This is a genomic window from Aquabacterium parvum (assembly GCF_001447195.1).
Taxonomy (GTDB): domain Bacteria; phylum Pseudomonadota; class Gammaproteobacteria; order Burkholderiales; family Burkholderiaceae_C; genus Aquabacterium; species Aquabacterium parvum.
This window is the reverse complement of the sequence record NZ_LFRI01000531.1, coordinates 1-350: the sequence shown is the minus strand read 5'-3', so window position 1 is coordinate 350 and position 350 is coordinate 1. Positions and strand designations below refer to the sequence as shown.

At 62.9% G+C, this 350-nt stretch carries 1 pseudogene; it reads right to left on the bottom strand.

Annotation, left to right across the window (positions count from 1 at the left end):
- Window positions 1–290: pseudogene (locus ABG80_RS19435) on the bottom strand (IS1634 family transposase); the annotation flags it as partial.
- Window positions 291–350 lie beyond the last annotated feature (60 nt).

The window sequence follows — 350 nt, the reverse complement described above, 5'->3', positions numbered from 1 at the left end:
ACGGCCGCCAGGGCATCGAAGCCCAGCTCACGCCAGAGTTGATCAAGGGCCCATACATCGCCCAAGGCCAGGGCAGACTCAAAGCGAACCTGGGGCGTGGCGATGTCCACGCCACTGCGGCCCTTGGCACGCAGCAAGGTGCTCAGCACCGCATCGACCGTGCCGCCGTCCTCATCAACGCGACCCAGAGTGGCCACCGTGCGCTGGCGAGGCTGACCTTGCTCGTCACGGAAGGACTCGACCAACTGGGCGTAGGTGCGGCTTTTGGAGCGGGTGAGCTTGATGAACATGCCGCAAGTATAGCGCAACACCCCAATTGCGCCACTACAAAGCATTCATGCAGTTGCCAC